Consider the following 18,248-nt stretch of genomic DNA (forward strand, 5'->3'; position numbering starts at 1 on the left):
GGAATCCTTCGGACCGGTGAGGCGGCGCGGCCGGACAAAGCGCGGCGGCGCGGGAAAAATAGGGACGGCCGGCGCCTGGGGCGCGGCGGGCCGATGTTCGAAGCCGCTATTGTACCGTGCCGACGCCCCGGTTTCCGGCCTTCCCCCGAACGCCCGATGCGACGGGCCGCCCCGCCGCCGGGCCAGCCCGCGATTCTGCTGATTTCCCGCAAAGTCCGGCCGCGTAAGGGATTGGCCCCGCGGCTATAATGCCCGCCATGACTGCCCACCACACCTTCGACGTCGCCGTGGTCGGCGGCGGGCTCGTCGGCAAGACGGCCGCGCTCGCGCTGACCCAGTCCGGCTACAAGACCGCCTTGCTCGCCCAGCCGGCGGCGCCCCGCCCCGCCGATCTCGCGTTCGACACGCGCATCTACGCGCTGTCGTCCAGCTCGCAGGCATTGCTGGAGCGGCTGCGGGTCTGGCAGGCGCTCGACCATGGCCGGCTCGCGCCGGTCTACGACATGCGGGTGTACGGCGACGCGCATGCGGAACTGCATTTCTCCGCCTATCAGGCGTCCGTACCGCAGCTTGCGTGGATCGCCGAATCGTCGCTGATCGAGACGTCGCTCGACGCCGCGCTGCGGTTCCAGCCGAACCTCACGTGGTTCGATGCGCGCGCACAAGGCTTCGACGTGCGCGACGACGCGGCCGTGCTCACGCTGTCGTCGGGGCAAGTGCTCGAAGCGGATCTCGTGGTCGGCGCGGACGGCGCGCATTCGTGGGTGCGCTCCCAGATGGGGGCGAGGATCGAGCGGCGCGATTACCGGCAGACGGGCGTCGTCGCCAACTTCAAGGCATCGCTTCCGCACCGCGAGACCGCCAGCCAATGGTTCCGCGACGGCGAGATCGTCGCGCTGCTGCCGCTGCCGGACGGTCACGTGTCGCTCGTGTGGTCCGCGCACACCGCGCACGCGGACGAACTGCTCGCGCTCGATCCCGCGCAACTCGCGGCCGAAGTCGAGCGCGTGTCGCACGGGCAGCTCGGCACGCTCGAATGCGTGACGCCGGCCGCCGGTTTCCCGCTCGCGCTGCAGACCGTCGACAAGCTGATCGCCCCGCGCGTCGCGCTCGTCGGCGATGCCGCACACCTGATCCATCCGCTCGCGGGGCAGGGGATGAATCTCGGCTTGCGCGACGTCGCGGCGCTCGCCGATGCGATCGCGAACAAGGAACCCTTCCGCAACCTCGGCGACACGGTGCTGCTGCGCCGCTACGAGCGTTCGCGCCGCGAGGACATCCGCGCGCTGATGGTCGCGACCGACGGGCTGCAGCGGCTGTTCGCGGTGCCCGGCTCGTTCGCGAAGGCGGTGCGAAACGCGGGCATGGCGTTCGTCGGCGCGCAACCGCTCGTGAAGCGCTGGCTCGTGTCGGCCGCGCTCGGCTGATCGAACCTTCGCGCGCCCGGCCTGTCGGACAGGGCTCCGTTACGGCGTACACTGTGACGTGCACTCCGATTGAGCTGAAGGAACAACAGGATGAAAAAAACGATCCGCATCGCATCGCTGGCGCTGGCCGTCACGATGGCGACGCTTGGCTGCACCGCGCAGGCCGACCAGACCACCGACAAGTTGAAAGCCACGCTGCAAGCGCGTCTGGGCAGCGACGCGCCGATCAAGAGCGTGTCGAAATCGCCGGTCGCGGGCCTGTACGAAGTCAACCTCGGCACGCAGATCATCTATAGCGATGCAGCCGGCGACTACGTGCTGCTCGGCGATCTCGTCGACACCAAGACGCACAAGAACCTGACCGACGCGCGCCTGTCCGACCTGAACAAGATCGACTTCGCGAGCCTGCCGCTCGCGAACGCGATCAAGGTGGTCAAGGGCAACGGCGCACGCAAGATCGCGGTGTTCTCCGATCCGAACTGCCCGTACTGCAAGCGGCTCGAGACGACGCTTCAGTCGGTCGACAACGTGACCGTCTACACGTTCCTGTATCCGGTGCTGTCGCCCGATTCGACCACGAAATCGAAGGCGATCTGGTGCGCGACCGACCGCGCGAAAAGCTGGGAGGGCTGGATGCTCGAGCATCGCGCACCGTCCGGCGCCGGCAATTGCGATACGAGCGCGCTCGACAAGAACCTCGCGCTCGGCCGCGGGATGAACGTCACGGGCACGCCGACGATCTTCCTGCCCGACGGCCGTCGCCTGCCGGGCGCGGTATCGGCCGATCAGCTGAATCAGGCGCTCGCGTCGAGCAAGTAACCGACCGGCACGCCGGGCCGCATGGCCCGGCCAGCGAGGGGCGCCCGTGGTATCTGCCGGCGCCTCTCTTCGTTTCCGCCGCCATATTCCGTCCGATTTCCGACCGATTGCCACGATGACCCAGCCGATCCGTTATTCGATTGCCCCGAAAGATCTTGCCGCGCACCTGTTCGAAGTGTCGGTGACAGTCACCGATCCCGATCCCGAAGGCCAGCGCTTCTCGCTGCCGGTATGGATTCCCGGCAGCTACCTCGTGCGCGAGTTCGCGCGCAACATCGTGACGCTCGCCGCGTTCAACGACGCGGGCCGCAAGGTGCGGATCGCAAAAACCGACAAGAACACGTGGCAGGCGGCGCCGGTGAGCGGCACGCTGACGCTGCGCTACGACGTGTACGCGTGGGATCTGTCGGTCCGCTCCGCGTATCTCGACGAATCGGGCGGCTTCTTCAACGCGACGGCCGTGTTCCTGAGCGTCGCCGGTCGCGAGGATGCACCGTGCGAAGTCGACATCGCGAAACCGGCGGGCGCGGCGTTCCGCACGTGGCGCGTCGGTACGTCGCTGCCCGAGGCGCGCGGCACCAGGCGCTACGGGTTCGGCGCATATCGGGCCTCGAACTATGACGAGCTCACCGACCATCCGGTGACGATCGGCGAATTCGCGCTGGCGACGTTCGACGCGCACGGCGTGCCGCACGATATCGTGATCGCCGGTCGCGTGACGCAGCTCGACATGGAACGGCTGCGCGCCGACCTGAAGCGCGTGTGCGAAGCGCAGATCGCGCTGTTCGAGCCGAAATCGAGGAAGGCGCCGATGGACCGCTACGTGTTCATGACGCTCGCGGTCAGCGATGGCTACGGCGGCCTCGAGCACCGTGCGTCGACCGCGCTGATCTGCAACCGCACCGACCTGCCGGTGAAGGGCCGGCCGGAAACGACGGAAGGCTATCGCACGTATCTCGGCCTGTGCAGCCACGAGTATTTCCACACGTGGAACGTGAAGCGCATCAAGCCGGCCGCGTTCGTGCCGTACGACCTCGCGCGGGAGAACTACACGTCGCTGCTGTGGCTGTTCGAGGGCTTCACGTCGTATTACGACGACCTGATGCTCGTGCGCAGCGGGCTGATGTCGCAGGACGACTATTTTGCGGCGCTCGGCCGTACCGTCGGCGGCGTGCTGCGCGGCACGGGGCGCCTGAAGCAAAGCGTCGCGGACAGCTCGTTCGACGCGTGGATCAAGTATTACCGCCAGGACGAGAACGCAACCAACGCGATCGTCAGCTATTACACGAAGGGTTCGCTCGTCGCGCTCGCGTTCGATCTCGCGATCCGCGCGCAGACGCGCGACCGCAAGTCGCTGGACGACGTGATGCGTCTGCTGTGGCAGCGCTACGGCCGCGAGTTCTATCGCGGCAAGCAGGCGGGCGTCGAGGAAGACGAGGTCGAGGCGCTGATCGAGGAAGCGACGGGTGTGGCCCTTGGCCGACTGTTCGCCGACGCCGTGCACGGCACGCGCGACCTGCCGCTCGCCGATTTGCTCGCGCCGTTCGGCGTGACGCTCGTGCCCGAGGTCGCGGCTGGCGCGGCCGCGAAACCGACGATCGGCGCGCGTCTGCGCGGCGGGGCGGACTGTACGCTGGCGGCGGTGTACGAGGGCGGCGGCGCGCATCGTGCGGGGCTGTCGGCCGGCGACACGCTGATCGCGCTCGACGGGCTGCGCGTCACCGGCACGAATCTCGACACGCTGCTCGCGCGCTACCGGCCGGGCGACAAGGTCGAGGTGCACGCATTCCGCCGCGACGAGCTGCGGACCGCGAAACTGAAGCTGGACGGGCCTGAGGTCATGCGCTACCGGCTCACGGCGGCCGCGAAACCGGCCGCCGCGCGCAAGTCCCGGGAAATCTGGCTGAAGGGCTGATCCTGCACGAGCGGCTTTAGGGGTGCGACCATCGATTGTTCTGCTGGTGCAACAATCCGTCGCCCCTGAGCCGCTTTTTCGCGACGATGCGGCCACGCACAATGGCGTCACTCGCGCTACCGAAGCGCAGCCCAACTGGAGCCTGACATGACGACCATTCTGCAAATCAATTCCGCGGCGCGCTCGCAAGGTGCGCAATCCACGCTGCTGGCCAACGAACTGACGGCAAAGCTGCAACAATCGAACGCCGGCGCCAAGGTCGTGGTTCGCGACCTGCTGGCCGATGGGCTGCCGCACCTCGACGAGTCGGTGCTCGGCGCATTCTTCACGCCGGCCGACCAGCGCAGCGCGGAACAGAATGCGATCGTCGCGAAGAGCGATGCGCTGATCGCCGAACTGCAAGCCGCCGACATCATCGTGATCGGTGCGCCGATGTACAACTTTGGCGTCTCGTCGCAACTGAAGACGTATTTCGACTGGATCGCCCGCGCAGGCGTCACGTTCCGCTACACCGAGAACGGTCCGGAAGGGCTGATCAAGGGCAAGAAGGTTTACGTGGTGACGGCGCGCGGCGGCAAGTACCTCGGTACCCCGAATGACAGCCATACGCCGTACCTGCGCACGTTCCTCGGCTTCATCGGCTTGACCGACGTGAGCTTCATCCACGCGGAAGGCCTGAACCTCGGGCCGGATTCGCAGAGCGCGGCACTCGCCAGCGCACGCGAAGCGATCGCTGCCGCGTAAGGCCGGCGCGGGTGCATCGCCCCCGCGTTGCGTCGCCGGATGAAAGAACGCCGCGTCCCGAAAGGGCGCGGCGTTCTTGCGTGGTGCGGGTAAAAGCGGAACGCGATTACGCGAGCGTTTCGGCCACTTCCGGCAAGCGCCAGTCGACCGGCTCGCGGCCCGCTTCGACGAGATAGTCGTTCGCGAGCGCGAAGTGGCGGCAACCGAGGAAGCCGCGGTGCGCGGACAGCGGTGACGGATGCGGCGCCTCGAGCACACAGTGGGCGCTCGCATCGAACAGCGCGCGCTTCGCTTGCGCGTGCGCGCCCCACAGCATGAACACGAGCCCGCGATGGCGATTGGCCAGTTCGCGGATCAGCGTGTCCGTGCATTGCTCCCAGCCGCGCTTTGCGTGGCTCGCAGCCGCGCCGCGCTCGACCGTCAGCACGGTGTTGAGCAGCAGCACGCCCTGGCGCGCCCAGGTATCGAGGCAGCCGTGACGCGGCGTGTCGTGGCCGAAATTCGCGGCGATTTCCTTGAAGATGTTGCGCAGCGACGGCGGCGTGCGGACGGCCGGCGGCACCGAGAACGCCAGGCCGTGGGCCTGCGGTGTGCCGCGATCGTCGCCGTGGTAGGGATCCTGGCCGAGAATCACGATCTTCACGTCGTCCGGGCTCGTCAGGCGCAGCGCGCGAAACACGTCGGTCGGGTAGACCGTCTTGCCGGCCGCGCGCTCGTCGTCGACGAAGCGGCACAGCGGCGCATACGCGTCGCTGTCGGTGAACGGTTTCAACACGTCGCGCCAGGCGGCCGGCAGCGCGTCGAACTGCGCGGCGAGGTGAGGAATGTTCGCGACAACGGGGCGCGCGGGCTGCGGCGCGGCGGAAACCGGGGCGGCTGCCGCGGCCTTCCTTGCGGGCTTGCGCCCGGCAGCGGCCGGCGCGGGCGCCGTGGCGGAAACATCGTCCTGCGCCGTTTCCGGCACGGGATCGTCGAACAGCGACGCCTGCTGCGGCGTGCGGAGAGTCTTGCGGGTTGCCATGCGTGATGCGTGTTTATTGCGCGCGCAGCCGGTAGCCGCGCTGCGCCTTGCTGATGTTTTCGGGGGCGAGGCCCGGCAGCGCCTGCTGCAGTTCGGCGGCGAGCGTCGCGAGCGCCGCTTCCGGGCCGTCGATCAGTTCGAGTTCGATTTCGCTGATCGGTTCGCGGCGCGTATCGTTTTCCGTCTGGACGACGATCTCGCCGACGTCGACCGCGGCTTCGACGGTTGCGCCGCCGATTGCGATGCGCCACAGCGTACGCGAAAAATCCGTCCGGAACAGCGCGTGCAGCGCCGGCGCCGCGTCGCGCAGTGCGGCGGCAGCGTCCGGCACGTCGCACGCGGCGACGAGCGCATCGATTTCGAGCGCATCGCCCGCAACGGGCAACTCCCATTCGTGGCGAATATGCAGGCCGTCTTGCGCGCTGCCGACCGTCTTGAAGGTCTGCAGCCAGCCATGCGGCGTGCGGCGCACGCGCACCGCGCTCTTCGAACGGGCCAGCGCGAGATCGGGCGTGTCGTAGTAGACGTTCGCAAGCGTGATGACGTCGCCGTCTTCGCCGGTCAGCGTCGCGAAAAAGCGCCGCGCGGCATCGGCCTGACCGGCCGGCAGCGCGAGCTTGATTTCCGTTTCGATCGCCATCAGAAGAACATCCGCGCGAGTTCCTCGCCCGGCTGGTCGGCGCGCATGAACGCTTCGCCGACGAGGAACGCGTTCACGTTCGCCGCGCGCATCGTGTCGACGTCGGTGCGCGACAGGATGCCGGACTCTGTCACGACGATGCGTTCCGGCGGAATCATGTCGAGCATGTCGAGCGTGGTCTGGATCGACGTCTCGAACGTGCGCAGGTTGCGGTTGTTGATGCCGAGCAGCGGTGTCTTCAGCGTCAGCGCCTGTTCCATCTCGTCGCGGTCGTGGACTTCGACCAGCACCGCGAGGCCGAGCGAGTGCGCATACGCCTCGAGATCCTGCATCAGCGGCGTGTCGAGCGCGGCCGCGATCAGCAGGATCGCGTCGGCGCCCATCGCGCGCGCTTCGAGGATCTGGTACGCATCGACGATGAAGTCCTTGCGCAGCACCGGCAGCGTGCAGGCCGCACGGGCTTCCTCGAGGTAGCGGACGCTGCCCTGGAAGAACTGCTCGTCGGTCAGCACCGACAGGCACGCGGCGCCGTGGGCTGCATACGAGCGTGCGATGTCGGCGGGCACGAAATGCTCGCGCAGCACGCCCTTCGACGGGCTCGCCTTCTTCACTTCGGCGATCACTGCCGCGTGGCCGGCCGCCTGCTTCGCGCGCAGTGCGCCGACGAAGTCGCGCAGGTCGCGCGCCGATGCTTCCAGTTTCAGTGCCTCGAGCGGCGCGCTGCGCATGGCCGCCGCGACTTCTTCGCGCTTGACGGCAATGATTCGGTCGAGAATGTCGCTCATGTGGGTTCCTGCTTGATTCGTAAAGGGAGTCAGCGCTTGAACTGCTGCGTGAAGCGCACGAGTTCGTCGACCTTCGCGCGCGCCTTGCCGCTCGCGATCGCTTCGCGGGCGAGCTGGATGCCGTCCGCGATCGATTCGGCGATATTGGCCGCGTAGAGCGCGGTGCCCGCGTTCAGTGTAACGATTTCGCGCGCGACGCCCGGCTGGTTGTCCAGCGCGCCGAGCAGCATCGTGCGCGATTCCTCGGCATTTTCCACCTTCAGCGTGCGGTTCGACACCATCTGCAGGCCGAAATCCTCCGGATGGATCTCGTATTCGTGCACCTGGCCGTCGCGCAATTCACCGACGAGCGTCGCGGCGCCGAGCGACACTTCATCCATCCCGTCCTTGCCGTACACGACCAGCACGTGCTGCGCGCCGAGACGCTGCATCACGCGCACCTGGATGCCGACGAGGTCGGGGTGGAACACGCCCATCAGCTGGTTCGGCGCGCCGGCCGGATTGGTCAGCGGGCCGAGAATGTTGAAGATCGTCCGCACGCCGAGCTCGCGGCGCACGGCCGCGATGTTCTTCATCGCCGGGTGGTGGTTCGGCGCGAACATGAAGCCCATGCCGGTTTCGGCGATCGACGCGGCAACCTGGTCGGGCTGCAGGTCGATGTTCACGCCGAGCGCGTCGAGTACGTCGGCGCTGCCGGACTTGCTCGACACGCCGCGGTTGCCGTGCTTCGCGACCTTCGCGCCGGCCGCTGCCGCGATGAACATCGACGCGGTCGAGATGTTGAACGTGTGCGAGCCGTCGCCGCCCGTGCCGACGATGTCGACGAAGTTCGAGTTGTCCTGCACCTCGACGTGATTCGCGAATTCGCGCATCACGGTCGCGGCGGCGGCGATCTCGCCGATCGTCTCCTTCTTCACGCGCAACCCGGTGATGATCGCGGCCGCCATCACGGGCGACATGTCGCCGCGCATGATGAGCCGCATCAGGTGCAGCATCTCGTCGTGGAAGATTTCGCGGTGCTCGATCGTGCGCTGCAGCGCTTCCTGCGGGGTAATCGTCATCGTGCGTCTCCCGTCAGGCGGCCGGCGCGGCCGCATGGGCCGCTGCGCGATTCTGCTTCAGGAAATTCTCGAGCAGCGCATGGCCGTGCTCGGAGAGGATCGATTCCGGGTGGAACTGCACGCCCTCGATCGGCAGTGTCTTGTGGCGCACGCCCATGATCTCGCCGTCGTCGGTCCACGCGGACACCTCGAGGCAGTCGGGCAGCGACTCGCGTTCGATCGCGAGCGAGTGGTAGCGCGTGACGTCGAAATGCTTCGGCAGGTCGGCGAATACGCCGCGGCAGTCGGTTTCGATCCGGCTCACCTTGCCGTGCATGATGGTCTTCGCGCGCACCACGCGGCCGCCGAACGCTTCGCCGATCGCCTGGTGGCCCAGGCAGACGCCGAGAATCGGCTTCTTGCCCGCGAATTCGCGCAGCACGTCGAGCGTGATGCCCGCGTGCTGCGGGTTGCTCGGGCCGGGCGACAGGCAGATGGCGTCGGGGTTCAGGCGCGCGATGTCGTCGAGCGTGATTTCGTCGTTGCGGTACGTGCGCACGTCCTCGCCCAGTTCGCCGAAGTACTGGACCAGGTTGTAGGTGAACGAGTCGTAGTTGTCGATCATGAGCAGCATGGTCAGTCTCCGGTCAGAAGTCGCTATCGAGGCCGTCCTGGACCTGTTCGGCCGCACGCAGCACCGCGCGCGCCTTGTTTTCGGTCTCTTGCCATTCGGATTCGGGCACCGAATCGGCGACGACACCGGCCGCCGCCTGCACATACAGGTTGCCGTTGTGGATCAGGCCCGTGCGGATCGCGATCGCGAGATCCATTTCGCCCGAGAACGACAGGTAGCCGACGGCACCGCCGTACAGCCCGCGCTTGACCGGCTCGAGCTCGTCGATCAGTTCCATCGCGCGCACCTTCGGCGCGCCGGACAGCGTGCCGGCCGGGAACGTCGCGCGCAGCACGTCGTAGTTCGTCATGCCGGGCTTCAGCTTGCCTTCGACCGAGCTGACGATGTGCTGCACGTGCGAGTACTTCTCGATCACCATCTTGTCGGTGACCTGCACCGAGCCGATCTGCGCGATGCGGCCGACGTCGTTGCGCGCGAGATCGATCAGCATCACGTGCTCGGCGATTTCCTTCGGGTCGTTCAGCAGTTCGGTCGCGAGTTCCGCGTCGCGTTCGGGCGTGTTGCCGCGCGGGCGCGTGCCGGCGAGTGGACGGATCGTGACGATCTGGTCTTCGCCGCGCTTTTCCTGGCGCACCAGGATTTCCGGCGACGCGCCGACCACGTGGAAATCGCCGAAGTTGTAGTAATACATGTATGGCGACGGATTCAGCGAGCGCAGCGCGCGATACAGCGACAGCGGATTGTCGCGGTACGGCTTCGTCAGCCGCTGGCCGACCTGGATCTGCATCAGTTCGCCGGCCGCGATGTATTCCTTCGCCTGGCGCACGGCGGCCAGATAGTCTTCCTTCTTGAATTCGCGGAACGTCTCGGTGCGCACGCTCGCCGACGTGACGGGCGGCTGCACGGTCGTGCGCAGGCGCTGCTTCAGCTCGCGCAGGCGTTGCTTCGCCTTCGTATAGGCCTCGGGCTGGGCCGGATCCGCATAGATGATCAGGTAGAGCTTGCCGGCGAGGTTGTCGATTACCGCGACTTCTTCGGTGAGCAGCAGCTGGATGTCGGGCAGGCCGAGATCGTCGCGCGGCGCGGTATTCGCGAGCTTCTTCTCGATGTAGCGCACCGCGTCGTAGCCGAAATAGCCGGCGAGGCCGCCGCAGAAGCGCGGCAGGCCCGGGCGCTGCGCGACCTTGAAGCGCGCCTGGAACGACTCGATGAATTCGAACGGGTCGCCGTCGTGCGTCTCGACGACCTCGCCGTCGCGCACCACTTCGGACACGCCGTTGCGGGTGCGCACCAGCGTGCGCGCGGGCAGGCCGATGAACGAATAGCGGCCGAAGCGTTCGCCGCCGACCACCGACTCGAGCAGGAACGAGTTGGCGCCCGCACGTTCTGGCTGGGCCAGCTTCAGGTAGAGGGACAGCGGTGTTTCGAGGTCGGCGAGCGCTTCCGCGATCAGCGGGATACGGTTGTAGCCTTCGTTCGCGAGCGATTGGAATTCGAGTTCGGTCATGTTCCGGTCCTGTTCGGGACGAGCGGCGGTGTGCGCCAGGGATCACTTGACGCTGTGCGGGCTGCCGTCGGCGAAAGGGCGGTCGATCGAGAAGTGCCTGTTGCCGGCCGGCATTCCGGGCGTGAGCGTCGCGAGCCTGCGGCCGATCCTGAACGCAAGGGTTCGGGCGCGGTGGAACTCGAGGTGGTGCGACGATCGGCGCGCGGATGCGCAGCGAGATAAAAAACGGCGCTGAAGACGTGCCTCAGCGTACCTCATCGAAGAGGTTAGCGCGACCAGCGACGCCAGGGCCAGGCTCCCCGGTCGATGCTGCTCAGACTCCGTTTTTTATTCAGAAACATGCGGATGGAAGAAATAATCAGATGGTTGGCCGGCCGGCGTTGTGCGCGGTGATCGCGCGTGCTGCGACCAGCAACGAATCGACTATACCATCCGAATTTATCGTTTGTATAGCCTTGCCGTGGTTGTACCCGTACGGCACCGTCAGCGTCGCCATGCCGGCCGCACGGCCCGCCAGCGCGTCGTTTTCCGAGTCGCCGATCGCGACCGCCGCGTCCGGCGCGACGCCGAGCGCGTCGCACGCCGCCAGCATCGGCAGCGGATCGGGCTTCTTGCGCGCGACACTGTCGCCGCCGAGTACGATGCCGAAGCGATCGATCAGCCCGTATTGCTCGAGCAGCTCGACCGCGAAGCGGTGCGGCTTGTTCGTCACGCACGCGAGCCGGATGCCGGCCGCGCGCAATGCCTCGAGACCGGCCGCGACCTCGGGATAGAGGCGCGTGTGACGGCCGTTGATCTTTGCGTATTCGGTCTGGTAGATCGCGAGCGCGTCGTCGAAGCGCGCGTGCGCTTCGTCGGGCGTGAAGCGCGCCTTCAGCACGCTCTGGATCAGATGCTCGGAGCCCTTGCCGACGTAGCCGATCACCTCGTCGCGCGACGTGGCCGGCGCGCCGAGCTGCGCGAGCATTCCGTTCAGCCCGGCCGTGAAATCGTCGGCCGTATCGACCATCGTGCCGTCGAGGTCGATCAGCGCCGCGTCGATGCGCGGCGCCGCGAAACGGATCGGGCCGTCGGCTTCGGCCGGTGCCCGGCCCGCCAGCGGGGAATCGGCCACGGCGTCAGCTCCGCTCGACGGTAGCGAGCGCGGCGCGCATCTCGTCGATCACCGTGCGGTAGTCGGGCTTGCCGAAGATCGCCGAACCCGCGACGAAGGTGTCCGCGCCGGCTGCCGCGATTTCCGCGATGTTGTCGGCCTTCACGCCGCCGTCCACCTCGAGCAGGATCTCGCGGCCGGTGCGCTCGGTGTACGCGTCGATGCGGGCACGCGCCTCGCGCAGCTTGTTCAGCGTTTCCGGAATGAACGACTGGCCGCCGAAGCCGGGGTTCACCGACATCAGCAGCACGAAGTCGAGCCGGTCCATCACGTGGTCGAGATAGTTCAGCGGCGTGGCCGGATTGAACACGAGGCCGGCCTTGCAGCCGTGATCGCGGATCAGCGACAGCGTACGGTCGATGTGGTCCGAGCCTTCCGGGTGGAAGCTGATCAGGTTCGCGCCGGCTTTCGCGAAATCGGGCACGATCCGGTCGACCGGGCGCACCATCAGGTGCACGTCGATCGGCACCTGCACGTGCGGGCGGATCGCCTCGCACACGAGCGGGCCGATCGTCAGGTTCGGCACATAATGGTTGTCCATCACGTCGAAGTGAATCCAGTCGGCGCCGGCGGCGACCACGTTGCGGACTTCTTCGCCGAGCCGTGCAAAGTCGGCCGACAGGATGCTGGGAGCGATGCGGAATTGAGTCATGACAGGGGAGCGGGGACGCTGCGGCGCAAAACCGTCATTCTACCGTCCGGCGACCCGCTGCGCGGCGACAGGCCGTGCGGTGGCGGCCCGATTGCGCATAGAATGCCGAACCAATGCGGCGCGCCCGCGGCCCGGCCGCTCGAATCGGCGCGGGCGCTTACCTACAGCGGAAACATCATGAGTCAGTATCAGTTCACCGTTTCGGTGAAAACCAGCTACTTGCCGGAACAATCCGACCCCGATCGACGTCAATACGCATTCGCGTACACGCTGACCATCCGCAATACCGGACAGATCGCGGCGCAGCTGATCGCGCGTCACTGGATCATCACGGACAGCGAAAACCACGTGCAGGAAGTGAAGGGGCTCGGCGTCGTCGGGCACCAGCCGCTGCTGCAGCCGGGCGAACACTTCGAATACACGAGCTGGGCCGTGATCGCGACGCCGGTCGGCACCATGCGCGGCGCGTACTTCTGCGTGGCGGAGGACGGCGAGCGGTTCGAGGCGCCGGTCGAGGAATTTGCGCTGCACATGCCGCGCACGCTGCATTGAGCGTGCGGGCGGGGCGGTCAGCGCGGCTGGCGGTCGTTGCCGCGGGCATGCTTCTTCCTGCCCGACGACGTCCACACGACGATGAAGATCAGCAGGGCGAGCGCGACGAAAGCTTCGAGCGCGAAGATGAGCATCGGATATTGGTCGAGAAAATCTGACATGGCGGTTTCCATCAAGAACGGACATTGTATGTGGTTTGGGCCCCGGCTGGCCGGCTGGGTTGCAGCGGCCGCGACGGCCGCACTGCTTGCCGCATGCGGCGGCGCGCCGACGCGGACGTCGACGCTCAAGCCGCCGACCGGCACGGCGATCGTGCCGGGGCAGATCGCCGCGAAGCGGCTGACGCCGGTCGCCTGGCAGCAGGTGCCCGGCTGGCAGGACGATTCGCTGATCGGCGCGGCGGCCGCGCTGCGGCAGAACTGCGTGCGGCTCGCGCGCCAGCCGGCGTGGCAGCGCGCTTGCGCCGCGGCCGATCGCCTCGACGAACTCGACGTCAGCGGCGCGCGCGCATTCTTCGAAACGTATTTCACGCCGTTTCAGCTGGCGAACACCGACGGCACGCTCGACGGGCTCGTGACCGGCTATTACGAGCCGCTGCTGCACGGCTCGCGCGTGCGGCGCGGTCCTTACCAGTACGCGCTGTACCGCTGGCCGGCAGGCTATCGCGCCGGTGCCGCGCTGCCCGCTCGCGCGCAGCTCGAACGCGCCGGCATCCTCAACGGCAACGAACTCGTGTGGGTCGACGATCCGATCGAGGCGTTCTTCCTGCAGGTGCAGGGTTCGGGGCGCGTGCTGCTCGACGACGGCTCGGTGATGCGGGTCGGTTTCGGCGGGACCAACAACCAGCCGTACCGCTCGATCGGCAAGTGGCTGCTCGATCGCGGCGAGTTGACGCCGGCACAGGCGACGATGCAGGGCATCAAGGCGTGGGCGAAGGCGAACCCGACTCGCGTCGACGCGTTGCTCGACACGAATCCGCGATTCGTGTTCTTCCGCGACATGCCGACCAAGGAAGATGCGCCGCACGGCGGCGCGGACGGCCCGATCGGCGCGCTCGGCGTGCCGCTCACGCCCGAGCGTTCGATCGCGGTCGATCCGTCGTCGATCCCGCTCGGCACGCCCGTGTTCCTGCAGACCACGCGTCCGTTGACGAATACGCCGATGAACCGGCTCGTGTTCGCGCAGGATACGGGCTCGGCGATCCGGGGCGGCGTGCGGGCCGACTATTTCTGGGGGCTCGGCGACGACGCTGGCGATCAGGCCGGCCGGATGAAGCAGACCGGCCGGATGTGGCTGCTGTTCCCGAATTCGTGATGCGCGGCGGTGCCGGCGTGCACGTGTAGCCGGGTATCGCAACGAAACAGCCCGATCGGTTGGTTGGCCGGTCGGGCTGTTTTTTTGTGTACGCGATTGCTGCTTCGCGGGGCGACGGGGCCGCGGCGGGTGTCAGCCCTTGCGCTTGTCGATCACGCGGCGGGCCTTGCCGACCGAGCGTTCGATCCCGTTCACGGGCAGCACGTTGATCACGGCCGTCACGCCGATCAGTGACTTGATGTCGTGCGCGAGCGCCTGCCTGGCTGCATGGATCGCCGCCGTGTCGGGGGCCGTTTCGGGACACGGTTCGACGTTGAGCGTCAGCACGTCGAGCGGCCCTTCCTTCGTCAGCACGATTTGATAGTGCGGTGCGAGCGCGTGCTGCTTCAGCAGCTGCTCCTCGATTTGCGTCGGAAAGACGTTGACGCCCCGCACGATCATCATGTCGTCCGAACGCCCGGTGATTTTTTCCATCCGGCGCATCGTGCGCGCGGTGCCGGGCAGCAGACGCGTCAGGTCGCGTGTCCGGTAGCGGATGATCGGCAGCGCTTCCTTCGTCAGCGACGTGAACACCAGCTCGCCGAGTTGGCCGTCCGGCAGCACGTCGCCGGTCTCGGGATCGATGATTTCCGGATAGAAGTAGTCTTCCCAGATGGTCGGACCGTCCTTGGTCTCGACGCATTCCGACGCGACGCCAGGACCCATCACTTCGGACAGTCCGTAGATGTCGACCGCATCGATGCCCATGCGCTGCTCGATGGCCACCCGCATGTCGTTGGTCCACGGTTCCGCGCCGAAGATGCCGATGCGCAGCGAGCTTTGCGCGGGGTCGAGGCCCTGGCGCTCGATCTCGTCGGCGATCGACAGCATGTAGCTCGGCGTCACCATGATGATGTCGGGCCGGAAATCCTGGATCAGCTGCACCTGCTTCTCGGTCTGGCCGCCGCCGAACGGAATCACCGTCAGCCCCGCGCGTTCGGCGCCGTAGTGCGCGCCGAGCCCGCCCGTGAACAGCCCGTAGCCGTAGCTGACGTGAACCTTGTCGCCACGGCGCGCGCCGGCCGCGCGGATCGAGCGCGCGACGAGATTCGCCCACGTGTCGATGTCGCGCGCCGTATAGCCGACGACGGTCGGCTTGCCGGTCGTGCCCGACGACGCGTGAATGCGCGAGATCTGGTCCTGCGGCACCGCGAACATCCCGAACGGATAGCTGTCGCGCAGGTCGCTCTTGGTCGTGAACGGGAAGCGCGACAGATCCGCGAGCGTTTTCAGGTCGTCGGGATGCACGCCCGCTTCGTCGAATTTGCGGCGATAGACGGGGGAGTGCTCATACGCATGCCGGAGCGACCATTTCAGGCGTTCGAGTTGCAGCGCGGTCAACTCGTCGCGTGAAGCGGTCTCGATCGGCTCGAGCGGTAGCGGGGTGGTCATGCGTGTCTCCAGTGATTGTTATGAGCGAGCCGTGCACGTCAGCGGTCTTCCGGGAGGACCGTGCCCTTGATCTGGGCCGATTTGCCGCGAAACATTGCGACCGTTTCGCCTGCCTGGTTCGTGACGCGGATGTCGTAGATGCCGTACCGGCCGTTGCGTGTCTGTTCGATCGCTTCGGCCGTCAGCAGGTCATTGCCGTATACGGGACGCAGGTATTCGATCGAGCAGCCCGCCGCGACGGTATTCAGGTTGTACGAGTTGCACGCGAACGCGAACGTCGAATCGGCGAGGGTGAAGATGATGCCGCCGTGGCAGGTCTGGTGTCCGTTCAGGAATTCCGGCCGTACGCGCATCTGCAGGCGAGCGTAGCCGGCGCGCACTTCGGCGATTTCCATGCCGAACGCACGGCTGCAGGCATCCGCATCGTACATGGCCTGCGCTGTCGCGCGGGCGAGCGCATCGGGGGCGAGCGTGTCGGTGGACGTGGTCATGTCAACGCCCCTCGAAGCGCGGCGCGCGCTTCTCGATGAACGCCTGTACGCCTTCCGCGTAGTCGGCCGACTGGCCGAGCTTGCGCTGCAGGTCGCGCTCGAGGTCGAGCTGCTGGTCGAGCGTATTCGTCATGCTGTCGCGCATCGCCTGCTTGATCGATGCGATCGCGAGCGTCGGCTGCTGCGCGAGCTGGTTGGCGACCTGGCGGGCCGACGCGGCGAGCGCGTCGTCGTCGACCGCGCGCCAGATCAAGCCCCACTGTTCGGCCTGTTCGGCGCCGAGCTTGTCGCCGGTCAGGGCGAGCCCGAGCGCGCGGGCCATGCCGACGCGTTGCGGCAGGAACCAGGTGCCGCCCGAATCGGGCACGAGCCCGATCTTGACGAAGGCCTGGATGAAACTGCTCGAGCGCGCGGCAAATACGATGTCGCATGCGAGCGCGAGATTCGCGCCGGCGCCGGCCGCCGTGCCGTTGACGGCGGCGATCACCGGAATCGGCATGCGTTGCAGGCGGCGGATCAGCGGATTGAAATGCTCGTCGATCAGCGTGCCAAGGTCGGTGGACGCGCCTGGCGTGAAGTCGAGGTCGGCCAGATCCTGGCCCGCGCAGAAGCCGCGCCCCGCACCCGTCAGGATCAGCGCACGCGCGCCGCCCGCCTCGACTTCATCGAGCGCCGCCTGCAGTTCGCGGTGCATCGCCCGCGTGAAGCTGTTCAGCTTGTCCGGACGGTTGAGGGTGATCGTGGCCGCGCGGGCCGCCTGATCGATATCCAGCTGGATCGCCTGATATGACATGCAGAGTCTCCTTCATGACTTCGTTATAGGCGCGCGGCGCGTCGGTTACACGCGTTCGATCGCGATCGCGATGCCCTGGCCGACGCCGATGCACATCGTACAGAGCGCAAAGCGGCCGCCCGTACGCTCGAGTTGGTGAAGCGCCGTGGTCACGAGTCGCGCACCCGATGCGCCGAGCGGATGGCCGAGTGCGATCGCACCGCCGTTCGGGTTCACGCGCGGATCGTCGTCGGCGACACCGAGCATGCGCAGCACCGCGAGACCCTGCGAGGCGAATGCTTCGTTCAGCTCGATCACGTCGAACTGATCGATTGTCATGCCGAGCTGGCGCAACAGTTTCTGCGTGGCCGGCGCCGGGCCGATACCCATCACGCGCGGCTCGACGCCGGCGCTCGCCATGCCGACGACACGTGCGCGGCGGCGCAGCCCATATTGATCGGCGGCTTCTGCATTCGCGAGCAGCAGTGCGCATGCGCCGTCGTTGACGCCTGACGCGTTGCCGGCCGTGACCGAGCCGTCGGGACGCACGACGCCCTTCAGCTTCGCGAGCGCTTCGAGCGATGTTTCGCGCGGATGCTCGTCGAGCGATACGACGAGCGCGTCGCCTTTTTTCTGTGCAATCGTGACCGGGACGATTTCCTCGGCGAGCGTGCCGTCCTGCTGTGCACGCGCGGCCTTCTGCTGGCTGCGCAGCGCGAACAGATCCTGGTCGGCGCGGCTGATGTTGTAGTCGACCGCGACGTTCTCGGCCGTCTCGGGCATCGAATCGACGCCATATTGCTGTTTCATCAGCGGATTGATGAAACGCCAGCCGATCGTCGTGTCGAACATGGCGGCCTGGCGCGCGAATGCGCTGGCGGCCTTGCCCATCACGAAAGGCGCACGCGTCATGCTTTCGACGCCGCCCGCGATCATCAAGCGCGCCTCGCCCGCCTTGATCGCGCGCGCGGCCGTGCCGACGGCGTCCATGCCCGAGCCGCACAACCGGTTCAGCGTCGTGCCCGGCACGGCGGTCGGCAGGCCCGCGAGCAGCGCGGACATGCGCGCGACGTTGCGGTTGTCTTCGCCGGCCTGGTTCGCGCAGCCATAGATCACGTCGTCGATCGCCGACCAGTCGACGTTCTGGTTGCGTTCGATCAGCGCCTTGAGCGGCACCGCGCCGAGATCGTCGGCACGAACGTCTTTCAGGGCGCCGCCGTAGCGGCCGATGGGAGTGCGAATCGCGTCGCAGATGTAGGCGTCGGTCATGGATATGTCGATGTGCAACGAACCCGCCGGGTGGCGGATTCGTTCATGGTAGGGAATGTGGCGGCGTTTGCACGTCGGCCAT

General features: G+C 67.1%; 19 protein-coding genes. 6 read left to right on the forward strand and 13 right to left on the reverse strand.

Translation table 11 applies throughout. The annotated features are described in order from the left end of the window. Positions 1-248 precede the first annotated feature (248 nt). The 4 genes from FFI87_RS02450 to FFI87_RS02465 all read left to right on the forward strand — a co-directional run bounded on the left by FFI87_RS02450 (position 249) and on the right by FFI87_RS02465 (position 4,905). A complete protein-coding gene (locus FFI87_RS02450; protein ID WP_138848301.1) occupies positions 249-1,427 on the forward strand; it encodes a UbiH/UbiF family hydroxylase in 1,179 nt (392 codons plus the stop codon). A 90-nt stretch (positions 1,428-1,517) separates the two neighbouring features. After that, the gene (locus tag FFI87_RS02455) at positions 1,518-2,246 is read left to right on the forward strand and encodes a DsbC family protein (RefSeq protein WP_012363004.1); all 729 of its coding nucleotides are present in this window, start codon (positions 1,518-1,520) and stop codon (positions 2,244-2,246) included. A 115-nt stretch (positions 2,247-2,361) separates the two neighbouring features. Beyond that, positions 2,362-4,161, forward strand: a complete 1,800-nt coding sequence (locus tag FFI87_RS02460) for a M61 family metallopeptidase (RefSeq protein ID WP_138848300.1) — start codon at positions 2,362-2,364, stop codon at positions 4,159-4,161. A 147-nt stretch (positions 4,162-4,308) separates the two neighbouring features. Continuing rightward, entirely contained in the window at positions 4,309-4,905 is a 597-nt protein-coding gene (locus tag FFI87_RS02465; protein WP_012363006.1) for an FMN-dependent NADH-azoreductase, read from the forward strand. 106 nt (positions 4,906-5,011) lie between these two features. Here the strand turns inward: FFI87_RS02465 and FFI87_RS02470 are convergent, their stop codons facing one another. The 8 genes from FFI87_RS02470 to rpe all read right to left on the reverse strand — a co-directional run bounded on the left by FFI87_RS02470 (position 5,012) and on the right by rpe (position 12,337). Continuing rightward, on the reverse strand, positions 5,012-5,926 hold the full coding sequence (locus FFI87_RS02470; protein WP_138848299.1) for a uracil-DNA glycosylase: 915 nt from the start codon (positions 5,924-5,926) through the stop codon (positions 5,012-5,014). A gap of 13 nt (positions 5,927-5,939) precedes the next feature. Beyond that, the gene (locus tag FFI87_RS02475) at positions 5,940-6,566 is read right to left on the reverse strand and encodes a CYTH domain-containing protein (RefSeq protein WP_138848298.1); all 627 of its coding nucleotides are present in this window, start codon (positions 6,564-6,566) and stop codon (positions 5,940-5,942) included. Continuing rightward, positions 6,566-7,351 carry an indole-3-glycerol phosphate synthase TrpC gene (trpC, locus tag FFI87_RS02480; RefSeq protein ID WP_138848297.1) on the reverse strand — a complete coding sequence of 262 codons (786 nt, stop codon included), beginning with the start codon at positions 7,349-7,351 and terminating at the stop codon, positions 6,566-6,568. The genes FFI87_RS02475 and trpC overlap by 1 nt, the downstream gene beginning before the upstream one ends. Before the next feature lie 29 nt (positions 7,352-7,380). After that, positions 7,381-8,412, reverse strand: a complete 1,032-nt coding sequence (gene trpD, locus FFI87_RS02485; protein WP_012363010.1) for an anthranilate phosphoribosyltransferase — start codon at positions 8,410-8,412, stop codon at positions 7,381-7,383. Between the two features lie 13 nt (positions 8,413-8,425). After that, positions 8,426-9,025 carry an aminodeoxychorismate/anthranilate synthase component II gene (locus FFI87_RS02490; RefSeq protein WP_138848296.1) on the reverse strand — a complete coding sequence of 200 codons (600 nt, stop codon included), beginning with the start codon at positions 9,023-9,025 and terminating at the stop codon, positions 8,426-8,428. A gap of 13 nt (positions 9,026-9,038) precedes the next feature. Continuing rightward, positions 9,039-10,532 (reverse strand): anthranilate synthase component I, encoded by a 1,494-nt coding sequence (gene trpE / locus FFI87_RS02495; RefSeq protein WP_011655873.1) that lies wholly within the window; start codon positions 10,530-10,532, stop codon positions 9,039-9,041. Positions 10,533-10,890: 358 nt separating this feature from the next. Next, positions 10,891-11,646: a phosphoglycolate phosphatase gene (locus FFI87_RS02500; RefSeq protein WP_138848295.1), complete on the reverse strand. Its 756-nt coding sequence runs from the start codon at positions 11,644-11,646 to the stop codon at positions 10,891-10,893. A 4-nt stretch (positions 11,647-11,650) separates the two neighbouring features. Further along, positions 11,651-12,337, reverse strand: a complete 687-nt coding sequence (rpe, locus tag FFI87_RS02505; RefSeq protein WP_006752695.1) for a ribulose-phosphate 3-epimerase — start codon at positions 12,335-12,337, stop codon at positions 11,651-11,653. A 177-nt stretch (positions 12,338-12,514) separates the two neighbouring features. Here rpe and apaG point away from each other — a divergent pair, with 177 nt between their 5' ends. Further along, on the forward strand, positions 12,515-12,889 hold the full coding sequence (apaG, locus tag FFI87_RS02510; protein WP_138848294.1) for a Co2+/Mg2+ efflux protein ApaG: 375 nt from the start codon (positions 12,515-12,517) through the stop codon (positions 12,887-12,889). Between the two features lie 17 nt (positions 12,890-12,906). Here the strand turns inward: apaG and FFI87_RS34770 are convergent, their stop codons facing one another. Then, entirely contained in the window at positions 12,907-13,050 is a 144-nt protein-coding gene (locus FFI87_RS34770) for a hypothetical protein (RefSeq protein WP_006758475.1), read from the reverse strand. A gap of 28 nt (positions 13,051-13,078) precedes the next feature. Here FFI87_RS34770 and FFI87_RS02515 point away from each other — a divergent pair, with 28 nt between their 5' ends. Beyond that, entirely contained in the window at positions 13,079-14,203 is a 1,125-nt protein-coding gene (locus tag FFI87_RS02515; RefSeq protein ID WP_012363013.1) for a murein transglycosylase A, read from the forward strand. A gap of 132 nt (positions 14,204-14,335) precedes the next feature. On the opposite strand, the gene paaK is transcribed toward FFI87_RS02515, so the two are convergent. The 4 genes from paaK to pcaF are packed head-to-tail and all read right to left on the reverse strand — an operon-like array spanning position 14,336 to position 18,166. Further along, positions 14,336-15,634, reverse strand: a complete 1,299-nt coding sequence (gene paaK / locus FFI87_RS02520; protein ID WP_012363014.1) for a phenylacetate--CoA ligase PaaK — start codon at positions 15,632-15,634, stop codon at positions 14,336-14,338. 38 nt (positions 15,635-15,672) lie between these two features. Then, a complete protein-coding gene (gene paaI, locus FFI87_RS02525; protein WP_138848293.1) occupies positions 15,673-16,125 on the reverse strand; it encodes a hydroxyphenylacetyl-CoA thioesterase PaaI in 453 nt (150 codons plus the stop codon). A gap of 1 nt (position 16,126) precedes the next feature. Continuing rightward, positions 16,127-16,918, reverse strand: a complete 792-nt coding sequence (paaG, locus tag FFI87_RS02530) for a 2-(1,2-epoxy-1,2-dihydrophenyl)acetyl-CoA isomerase PaaG (RefSeq protein WP_012363016.1) — start codon at positions 16,916-16,918, stop codon at positions 16,127-16,129. Positions 16,919-16,963: 45 nt separating this feature from the next. After that, a complete protein-coding gene (pcaF, locus tag FFI87_RS02535) occupies positions 16,964-18,166 on the reverse strand; it encodes a 3-oxoadipyl-CoA thiolase (RefSeq protein ID WP_012363017.1) in 1,203 nt (400 codons plus the stop codon). Positions 18,167-18,248 lie beyond the last annotated feature (82 nt).

The sequence above is a fragment of the Burkholderia sp. KBS0801 genome (assembly GCF_005937855.2).
In the GTDB taxonomy this organism is placed as follows: domain Bacteria; phylum Pseudomonadota; class Gammaproteobacteria; order Burkholderiales; family Burkholderiaceae; genus Burkholderia; species Burkholderia ambifaria.

Coding starts and splice junctions, on each gene's coding strand:
- FFI87_RS02450 (WP_138848301.1), top strand. CDS start 249: ATGCCCGCCATGACTGCCCACCACACCTTCGACGTCGCCGTGGTCGGC.
- FFI87_RS02455 (WP_012363004.1), top strand. CDS start 1,518: ATGAAAAAAACGATCCGCATCGCATCGCTGGCGCTGGCCGTCACGATG.
- FFI87_RS02460 (WP_138848300.1), top strand. CDS start 2,362: ATGACCCAGCCGATCCGTTATTCGATTGCCCCGAAAGATCTTGCCGCG.
- FFI87_RS02465 (WP_012363006.1), top strand. CDS start 4,309: ATGACGACCATTCTGCAAATCAATTCCGCGGCGCGCTCGCAAGGTGCG.
- FFI87_RS02470 (WP_138848299.1), bottom strand. CDS start 5,926: ATGGCAACCCGCAAGACTCTCCGCACGCCGCAGCAGGCGTCGCTGTTC.
- FFI87_RS02475 (WP_138848298.1), bottom strand. CDS start 6,566: ATGGCGATCGAAACGGAAATCAAGCTCGCGCTGCCGGCCGGTCAGGCC.
- trpC (WP_138848297.1), bottom strand. CDS start 7,351: ATGAGCGACATTCTCGACCGAATCATTGCCGTCAAGCGCGAAGAAGTC.
- trpD (WP_012363010.1), bottom strand. CDS start 8,412: ATGACGATTACCCCGCAGGAAGCGCTGCAGCGCACGATCGAGCACCGC.
- FFI87_RS02490 (WP_138848296.1), bottom strand. CDS start 9,025: ATGCTGCTCATGATCGACAACTACGACTCGTTCACCTACAACCTGGTC.
- trpE (WP_011655873.1), bottom strand. CDS start 10,532: ATGACCGAACTCGAATTCCAATCGCTCGCGAACGAAGGCTACAACCGT.
- rpe (WP_006752695.1), bottom strand. CDS start 12,337: ATGACTCAATTCCGCATCGCTCCCAGCATCCTGTCGGCCGACTTTGCA.
- apaG (WP_138848294.1), top strand. CDS start 12,515: ATGAGTCAGTATCAGTTCACCGTTTCGGTGAAAACCAGCTACTTGCCG.
- FFI87_RS34770 (WP_006758475.1), bottom strand. CDS start 13,050: ATGTCAGATTTTCTCGACCAATATCCGATGCTCATCTTCGCGCTCGAA.
- FFI87_RS02515 (WP_012363013.1), top strand. CDS start 13,079: ATGTGGTTTGGGCCCCGGCTGGCCGGCTGGGTTGCAGCGGCCGCGACG.
- paaK (WP_012363014.1), bottom strand. CDS start 15,634: ATGACCACCCCGCTACCGCTCGAGCCGATCGAGACCGCTTCACGCGAC.
- paaI (WP_138848293.1), bottom strand. CDS start 16,125: ATGACCACGTCCACCGACACGCTCGCCCCCGATGCGCTCGCCCGCGCG.
- paaG (WP_012363016.1), bottom strand. CDS start 16,918: ATGTCATATCAGGCGATCCAGCTGGATATCGATCAGGCGGCCCGCGCG.
- pcaF (WP_012363017.1), bottom strand. CDS start 18,166: ATGACCGACGCCTACATCTGCGACGCGATTCGCACTCCCATCGGCCGC.